The 8,194-nt window shown below is 58.0% G+C and carries 8 protein-coding genes; 5 read left to right on the top strand and 3 right to left on the bottom strand.

The genetic code is table 11. The features are described 5' to 3' along the window. The coding region (locus WKI84_RS12670; protein WP_337863924.1) for a PKD domain-containing protein at positions 1–1,516 on the bottom strand (1,516 nt) is incomplete at its 3' end. A gap of 187 nt (positions 1,517–1,703) precedes the next feature. Continuing rightward, positions 1,704–2,312, bottom strand: coding sequence for a hypothetical protein (locus WKI84_RS12665; protein ID WP_337863923.1), 609 nt, complete (start codon positions 2,310–2,312; stop codon positions 1,704–1,706). A gap of 122 nt (positions 2,313–2,434) precedes the next feature. Between WKI84_RS12665 and WKI84_RS12660 the strand changes: the two genes are divergently transcribed. From WKI84_RS12660 to WKI84_RS12645, 4 genes are all read left to right on the top strand, one after another. Continuing rightward, a complete protein-coding gene (locus tag WKI84_RS12660; protein WP_337863922.1) occupies positions 2,435–2,884 on the top strand; it encodes a hypothetical protein in 450 nt (149 codons plus the stop codon). Between the two features lie 204 nt (positions 2,885–3,088). Beyond that, positions 3,089–3,241, top strand: a complete 153-nt coding sequence (locus tag WKI84_RS12655; RefSeq protein WP_337863921.1) for a hypothetical protein — start codon at positions 3,089–3,091, stop codon at positions 3,239–3,241. A 41-nt stretch (positions 3,242–3,282) separates the two neighbouring features. Continuing rightward, complete coding sequence (locus WKI84_RS12650; RefSeq protein WP_337863920.1) at positions 3,283–4,068, top strand: winged helix-turn-helix transcriptional regulator; 786 nt, start codon at positions 3,283–3,285, stop codon at positions 4,066–4,068. A gap of 51 nt (positions 4,069–4,119) precedes the next feature. Then, the gene (locus WKI84_RS12645) at positions 4,120–5,193 is read left to right on the top strand and encodes a hypothetical protein (protein WP_337863919.1); all 1,074 of its coding nucleotides are present in this window, start codon (positions 4,120–4,122) and stop codon (positions 5,191–5,193) included. 29 nt (positions 5,194–5,222) lie between these two features. Here WKI84_RS12645 and WKI84_RS12640 read toward each other — a convergent pair whose 3' ends face one another. Further along, positions 5,223–6,041, bottom strand: a complete 819-nt coding sequence (locus WKI84_RS12640) for a matrixin family metalloprotease (RefSeq protein ID WP_337863918.1) — start codon at positions 6,039–6,041, stop codon at positions 5,223–5,225. A 108-nt stretch (positions 6,042–6,149) separates the two neighbouring features. On the opposite strand from WKI84_RS12640, the gene WKI84_RS12635 reads away from it, so the two are divergent. Beyond that, entirely contained in the window at positions 6,150–7,826 is a 1,677-nt protein-coding gene (locus WKI84_RS12635) for a helix-turn-helix domain-containing protein (RefSeq protein ID WP_337863917.1), read from the top strand. The last annotated feature ends 368 nt before the right edge of the window (positions 7,827–8,194 follow it).

The raw sequence follows: 8,194 nt of genomic DNA, 5'->3' as shown, positions 1-8,194 counted from the left end.
AGTCCCACTCTATCTTTTTGACGCCGGCAGAAGCAGATGCAGATGCAGAGAATGTGAACGGGGTTCTCTCGTGGCCGTCCGGGCCCGTCGCAGAGTAGGGCGCCCACGGGTTCATGGTCGCAACGGGGGCAGTCGGCGACACGTCCACGGTCTCCCCTCCACCCAGGGAGTCAAGCGCAGTCGTCGACTTGACCTGGCCGAGGTTGTCTGTCACCGTGACCGAAGCAAGGTACGAGCCTGCCGCCGGATAAGTGTGTGTGGCAGTCGGGACCGTCGTGGTGAGGTCGACGCTTGCGTCCCCGTCAAAGTCCCACGCATAGCTCACCGCAGGGTTGCTCGCAGTGGCCGTGAACGTAAAGGCAGTCGCAGTCGTGCCGTCCGGTCCGACGTCAGATGCCGCCCTTGGCGCAAAGTTGAGGGTGACTGCCAGAGTAGAAGGAGCCGCTGCCGTGTCAAGGGCGACGGGCTGGCCGCCCACCAGGTACGGGGTCCATCCCGAATCGAGGCCGTTGATGTCAACAACGCGCACGGTAGGGATCCAGGAGCCGACCTGGCCGTACGTGTGCGAAGCAGTTACAGTCATCGAGGTCTGGCCGGCAAGCGATTCTACGTGGTCTGGCACGCCGTCGCCTCCAAAGTCCCACTCTACACTGGCCAGGCCGGCACTTGACGAGGCGTCGGCAGAGAACGAAAATACGGTGCTTGGCTGGCCGTCCGGGCCCGTCGCAGAGTAGGGCGCCCACTGGTTCATGGCCACTGCCGGCGGGGTGCCTCCCCCTACGACCATCTGGACTGGCTGTCCGTTGATGTCATAGATGTCCCACGTCGAGAGAAAGCCGTCGTTGTCAAGGGCCCTCACCTGCGGAAATGCGGCCAGGGCGCCGGTGAACACCCACTGGACAGAGCCGGACGCGCTGGTCGCGCCGGGCACGTCTGCAGGGGTAAAAGTGTCAGGCATGTTGTCGCCGTCAAGGTCCCATTCAAAGCCCTGGATGCCCACGGGGTTGAACGCGGTGGCGCTGAACGTGACTGTCTGCCCTGCGGCCACGTTGAACGGCTGCCACTGGAGCATCGTGATAAAGGGCGCAGGCCACGAGACGATCAGCGGGACGTCGTTGCCGCTGGACCTGTAGCGGTCCCAGCCCGAATACTGTCCGGCCAGGTCGACGCTGCGCACCTGGGGCCAGAAGATGCCGTCGCTTGAATAGACGTACGACGTCGTCAAGCCGTTGACATGGTTTTGGCCGGCAAGAAGAGTGGGGGCATCAACTCCGCCATCGCCGTCAAAGTCCCACTCGACCCGGGCAAGGCCGGCGCTTGCGGTTGCATCCGCAGAGAACGTAAAAGTCGTCTGGCCGGGGATGCCCGCAGTAGAGGGCGACCAAGGGTTCATCTTTGCAGACGGGTCCGAGTCTGCAAATGCAGGCAAGATCCCGGCATCAATCCTGCTGAATGGGATCACCGATAGAGCAAGGACGATCACCAGGGCGATCCTGATGCCCCCAGATGTGCCCATTTTCAGGCCGCAAGAGCCGCTCAACTACGACTCTCTTGGGCGGATTTCATTATTTAAATTTATATTTAAATCTATACTTAAATTTGGTAACAAGCGTGGCAAGTTCCTCAAAAAAGTGAAAAATCTTCTGTAAAAAGAAGATATAACAATATTCTGTAGCTGGCATCTATTCGAGAAAAGCTTTTGCCTAGCTGGGCGAGAGCGTTATGGTCCAGGTGACAGTCAGGGTGTCGCCGGCCGCCTTGGCTATCTGGGGCGTTATCACCTGCCTTGCAAACATGTTGCCGCCTGATGCCGCGTTAAAAATGGCACTCTCCCGCAGCGTGCCCGTTGCCTGGTTTGGCGGGTATATCACAGAGAGGATGAGCTTGGGCGGAACCGAGCCGGATGCAGGGACGTACTGCGCGGTCGCGTCCTGCAGCCTGACATAGTTGGGCCCAAACGGCAGCTCTGACACGAGCGCAGTCTGGGTCGCTGCGGCAGGCGTGTTGTCTGTGCCAAGCGCGATATAGTTGTATGCCGACGACGGGTTTATGGTGCCGTCGTGCGGCGCGATCCTGGACGCCACGCCCTCGACGCCGGCGTTCACTATGAGGTTGTCAAAGTGGCGCTCGTCCTTGATCCTGCCGTCTGCGTCGTAGAGCATCATGTCGACCTTGCCCTTTAGCGCAAGGCTTGCAAGCGTGGCGTTGTTTGTGCCGGCAGCGATAAACAGAGGCAAGATAAAGGCCGCTGCAACTAGCGAGACTCCTCCCACTACTGCGGCTAGCGGGGCCCACCTGCCACCAAGGCGCATAGGTCTAGGTTATTGACAGTATTATTTAAATCTATATTTAAATAGCCGTCGAGCCTTGCGGCTGGGCAAAAAGGACGGGGCAGAGAAAAAATAAAAACTGCCACCTTAAAAGAGATTTCGGTATGCAAATCCGGCACGCCGTTGCTATCGCAGCCGTCGCGACGGCAGCAGCGGCCTTTGGCGTTTTTGTCGCGCTTGCGCAGTCGCAGGCTATCTCGGTTCCCTACCTGACGCCCACCACGCTTGAAATAAAGGGGCTGCAGGAGGCGCCGTACGGCACAGGCGACGTGGCCAGGTTCTCCGTAACTGCCAAGGGGTATGGCTCCAACTGCCACGCGCTTGAGGTCGAGGCGCTGGGCGAAGACGGCAAGCGGCTTTCCTACTACAGAAAGGCAGATGACTGCAGGTACATGCCGATCACGTACGGCCCGTACAATTTTACCCGCCCGTTCGAATACGGAAAAGAAGTTCTTGCAAGCGGGGCAGGGACGGTCAGGCTCAACATCCTGTTTGAAGATCTGGTGGACGGCAAGCGCGTGTCTGAGACGAGGTCCCTGCGCATATCCAAGTAATCTGCGATGCGCCAGGCTACCGTGGAAGTCATGAGTCTGCCGCTTCCCGCAATCTTTCTTTAACTCGGGCCACTCTCTCTTCTTTTATCAAGCACAAGGCAGCATATAGACAGAGAAAGAACATGTCCAGAAGAGCAATGATGGTGGCAGCCAGCTATAGCAGGGGCAATAGCGGCAGCTGCGGTCATCGCCGTCATTGCCACAATGCCAACGACGACAACGCAGGCACCCGGCGAAAAACCCAGCGGCGGCCAGGTCGCAGCAACGGATGCAGAAGGAGAAAAGGCAGGGGCAGAGACGGGCAAAAAGATAACGATAGGTCTAGATGAAAATCTTGGTTTAAAGGAAAACTCTTAAAAAGGTTTAAATCTATATTCTAATGAGCGCAGGTGCAAAGGGTGGACGATCCTCAGGCTAAACGCAGGTGGCAGGATTACAGCATCATCAAGGAGGATGTCATCAAGGCCCTGCAGGATCACCCGGAGGGCCTGACTGGCGCCAAGATAGCAGAGCAGGTCGGCATCACGCAGGGCGCCATGTCAAAGTATCTTTCTATGTTAAGGGTCGACGGCATAATCACGAGCCGCAAAGTTGGTGTGGCCAAGCTGTGGAAGCTGGTCAGCCAGGCAGACAGGACAGACATGCTGGCAGACAGGATAGGCGACCCGGACGAAGCGACCTTCAAGGATTACGCGCTCTCGCTCATAGAAGAGGACAGCAAGCTGATGGAGGCAGACGGCAAGCGCATCATGGTAATGCCTACAGTTATCCTGTCAAGCCTCTACAACTATACGAAATCAATAGTGGGCACCGAAGTCCATGCGTTCTTTTACGAGTGGGGCAGGGACTATCTCAGCGAGGTCAGCCAGTTCGTCGACGACGTGACGAAAAAGACGGGCGGGAACTTTATACAATCTTTTCTCCTGCTCTGGAAGCTGAAAGGCTGGGGCAGGTTTGAGATAGCATCAATGACGAGTAACCAGATAGAAGTCATCTGGCACGACTCCATATGGGCCGGCGAAGTAGACGACAGAGTGCCGGTGGACGACTTTGTCGCAGGCGCCCTCAGCGCTGCCGCGTCGCACGCAGCAGAAGGCGGCAGCAGCAAGTGGCGATTTGCAGAGACAGAGTGCAAGGCGGCCGGCGCGCCGCATTGCAAGTTTGTCGGCACCCCGGTAAATTAAGGAAATAGATTTAAAGATAGATTTAAATAATAACCAGTCCATACTATTAATGTGAAGACGAGCGGCAAGGCGATAGCTTTTGTGGTGCTGGCCTTTGTGATAGGCGCAACCATATCGCAGGGCTCGTTCGCATTTGCCGACGAGTCGCCGGCCAACCCGTTCAGGGCAATATGGGAGGCGATCTCGGAATTGCAGACCAAGACCGACTCGCTCCAGCGGCAGATAGACGACCTGCGCGAGCAGCAGAGAATGGCAGGACCTGACCAACAATTGTTGTCGCAGCAGGCGCCGACAAAGATATCCGAGTCCTCGATCGCCGTCGAGGTAAGCGGCGGCCAGGCAGGGCAGACTCTGGTCAGCCTGGCATTGAGGAACGCAGGGCCCGAAAACGCGGTCGGGGTCAAGGTATCGACGTATTATCAGCCTGCCCTTCTCAAGGTGAACTTTATCGAGGGCGCCGAGTGCAGTGACCAGGCAAGGGGCATTATCGAATGTTACATGGGCACGCTCGATGCAGGGTCGGAGACAAGGATAGTTATTGACGCGACACCCGTGGAGCTCGGGCAGCAGGCGATAATAACAGCAGACATCTCGTCAATAACCAAGGACGCAGACCCTACGAACAATCATGCCGAGTCAGTGTTCATCACGTCGGCGACGCCAGTCTTCGTCCCGCCAGCCCCTCCGGTACAGGAACAAGAGGGACAGCAGCCGGCGACAGTAACCGAACAGCCGCAGGGAGGGGAGCAAGGGCAGGAGCAACAGCAGCAGCCGGCGGAACAGTCAGGGCAGGAGCAAGAACAACCGCAGGGAGGAGAGGAGCAGAGCGGCCAGCCGCCTCAAGAAGGCGCGCAGCAGCAAGAACAGAGTAGTAGTGGCGGCAGCAGCGGCGAAGCCGGCACGCAAGGATCTGAAGGCAGCTCCTCGGGTAGCGGAGCCGACAACAGTAGCAGTAATGATAACAATAGCAGTAGTAGTAGTGGCAGCGGTAGCGAGTCAGGCTCCTCTGAAACCACTGCCAGCGGCGGCAGCGAGAGCTCATCAAGCAGCCCAGGCGGCTCAGAGCCCTCTTCTGGCAGCGGCGAAAGCGGAGGGACACCAAGCCCGCCTCCGGCGACAGGCTGATAATAGTACAATATTATTATTACGCACAATCAGCACTCGGCGATGCCTATCTTTGATTCCACGTAAAGCGACGATATGCCGCTTGTCTCACACGGGCCAATGTCGTTTACCACCCTGCCGTCCTCCATTTCAAGGACAGAATACATGATGCTTGCAGGGTCTGTTGAATGCGACAGGCCGAGCGCATGCCCCAGCTCGTGTGCAACTGCGTACTCTAGCATCCCCTGGCCGAGCATCCGCTCTGCAGAGTATATGGTTATCTCGGCAGAGAGTATCTTGCCTTCGCCCTTGATCGCAAACAGCCGCGTCTTGCCCAGCTTGCCTTCAGGGTGATCGGCGGCTGTCAGGGTTATTCGGATATTGGCACTGCCATCACTATCAGCCGCAGAAAGCGAGAGTATGGGCGCAGAGCCAGAGAACTCGGATAAGAGCAGGTCCCATTCTGAAACTGTCGAGCGAGTAGCATTAGCAGTGGTGGCGGTGTTATTCAGGATGTTGCTGCTGCCGGCCACAAACTCGCGCGCCGCTGCCAGCGTCTCGGCGCTCACTCCATCTTCAGCCCTTATAGACATGGACAGGTTCTTTTCGGTCCAGAAAGCGTTTGTCTTGATCACGTATGGACCTGCTGCGTCCCCACCACCTCCATCTCCCGCTTCTCCGCTTTTGGACGCCGGGCCATCGAGGAACTCGATCTGCTCTACTGCTGCCCCGGGAGCAGACGGCTGCGCTGCCGCGCCGATGTTTGCCGCGGCCAGCTGGGGCAACGTCCCCACCAGGGCCAAGACCAGTACAGGCAGGGGCAACAGCACCAGTAGTAGCAGCAGCGGCCGCCTGCCGGGCGGTTCCATGCACCTTTTTCGGCGATCATGATAATAACGTCTAGTTTGTTCAGAATACTGGACAACCGTTGTTCATTTGTGCAAACAGTTTATATAATTAGGTACCGGAAGAATTCCGTGTCCGAGGATCCCCTTGTAGCCGACATGAAGGCTTTTGGTCTGGACGACGCAGAGGCCCGCATGTACGTGAGGCTAGCGAGGCTCGGCAAGGCCCGGGCAAGCTCGCTTTCTGCGGCGCTCAAGATGAACAGGACCACCACGTACAGGGTTCTTGAAAGGCTGAAACAGGTGGGCATCGTCGAAAGCTCGATGAGCAGGCCGGTGAGTTTCATAGCAGTCGAGCCGAGAAAGGCGCTCCAGCTCCTGATAGACAGGAGGAGGGACGATCTAAAGACGGCAGAGGTCAAGTTCCCGTCGATACTTGACCAGCTCTCCAAGTTCTACATCCCTGCAGACGAGCAGCAGGTCGGCACACGCTTTAGCATACTGCAGGGGAGCGACGAGATACACAGGGCGATAGCCAAGCTGGCCAAGGCGGCCGACAAAAAGCTCTCCATCATCACCACGCCGCAGGACCTGGGCAAGATGTACTATTCGGGCGTGTACGAGGCGCTGTCTGAGGCAAGGGCAAGGGGCGTGTCCGTCCAGATAGTGACAGAAGTGGGCGACCTGCCGGCCCTCGAAGTGGTCAGGAGGTACGAGTTTGCAGACATACGCCACCACCCGGCGTCAAAGGTCAAGATGGCAGTCAAGGACGAAGAAGAAGTGTTGATAACGGTGTCAAGCGGCGGGACGACAGAAGAGGAAGTGGCCATGTGGACGCTGTCGCAGTCCTTCGCCGGCGCCATGCAGGCGGTGGTCAACAACGAGTTCTATTCCGGCACAGAGCTTGCGGCAATTGCCACGTCGCTCATGACTGGCAGGCCGGCCGAGTCGCTCAGGATGATAGCAGGCGAGCAGGAATACGCAGACAGCCTGCATTCGCTCCTTGCATCTGCCAAGAATGAAGTATTCATCGGGTTCAACTTTTACCCGACGTTTGCCGGGCCGGCCGCAATAGAGCTTTTAAGGTCGCTTGGCGAGCGAGGCGTCAAGGTGCGCGTGCTGTCGGCGCCAAGCGCAGACGAAGTCGACATCGTCAGAAAGCTGCACGGGCCTGTCGAGTTCAGGATATCGGCGTTCCAGACCGACGTGCAGGTGGTTATCGTGGACGGCAAGGAGATGCTCTTTTCAAACTCGCCAAAGGCCAGGGGCGCAGGCGGCCTCAACATACTGACCAACCTGGCAGGCATGGTCTCCTTTCTGCACAAGATCATGGCAGACATCTGGCTTGACTCGCGGCAGTACATACTGGAGCTTGACATACTGCAGCAGTCCATAATGCTGAACAACTGCGCCAGCATGGTCAAGTCCAAGATGCGCGAGCGCGGGATCGAGATCGAAGTCGGCACAAAGATTCTCGGCAGGTCAGGGGTGCTGCACAAGTTTGACATCATCTCGCCGAGCACCAGCACCGGCAACAGGATAGCGGTCTCGTTCCTTGCGCATTCCGACCCGGAGGCGACCGGCGCCAAGCTGATGGAGTCCAAGATCAAGCTGCTCGACTGCGAGCCGATAGAGATGGTGGTGGGGCTGCTGCGGGCAAAGCCTGGAGGGAAGAGCGGCAGCGGCGGCGATGACGGCGCGGCGGCTGTGACCAAGCTTGCCAAGGCAGTGGGCATCCCCATAGTGCACGCAGCAAGCCCCGAGGAGCTTGCAGGCGCCGTGTTTGCAGAGATAGAGAAGCAGTACTGAACGACGAAGAAGAGTGCGCACAATTATTAAATATGCCAGAGCCCAAGCTATCCCGTGTCCACTGCAACGGTTTCAGAGTATGTCTGTGAAGATTGCGGCACTCTTTTGAGGCACAGCAATCCCATTACTCTGCAAAGCATGAAGGAGGTTCACGATCAACTTTGTGTTGTCAAGAGGCAAAAGACAAGGGCCGCGCAGATGGCGGCCCCTCCGGCTCCAAAGCCAGCGGCTGCCGCTGCAGCGCCATCAGCTGCGGCCAAACCAGCAGCTGCTGGAGCTGCCCCTCCGGCCATGGCTGCCGCTCCAGTAGCGCCAGCAGCTGGTGGCGGTGATACTACCTTCTCCCTCTCCGGAACAGGCACCAACTA

The sequence above is a fragment of the Nitrososphaera sp. genome (assembly GCF_037447015.1).
Classification (GTDB): domain Archaea; phylum Thermoproteota; class Nitrososphaeria; order Nitrososphaerales; family Nitrososphaeraceae; genus Nitrososphaera.
The sequence above is the reverse complement of the archived record's forward strand: the minus strand, read 5'-3'. Positions and strand labels throughout refer to the sequence as shown.

Excerpts from the sequence above, each read along its gene's own strand:
- WKI84_RS12655 (WP_337863921.1), top strand. The coding sequence starts at position 3,089 with ATGCCAACGACGACAACGCAGGCACCCGGCGAAAAACCCAGCGGCGGC.
- WKI84_RS12660 (WP_337863922.1), top strand. The coding sequence starts at position 2,435 with ATGCAAATCCGGCACGCCGTTGCTATCGCAGCCGTCGCGACGGCAGCA.
- WKI84_RS12640 (WP_337863918.1), bottom strand. The coding sequence starts at position 6,041 with ATGGAACCGCCCGGCAGGCGGCCGCTGCTGCTACTACTGGTGCTGTTG.
- WKI84_RS12665 (WP_337863923.1), bottom strand. The coding sequence starts at position 2,312 with ATGCGCCTTGGTGGCAGGTGGGCCCCGCTAGCCGCAGTAGTGGGAGGA.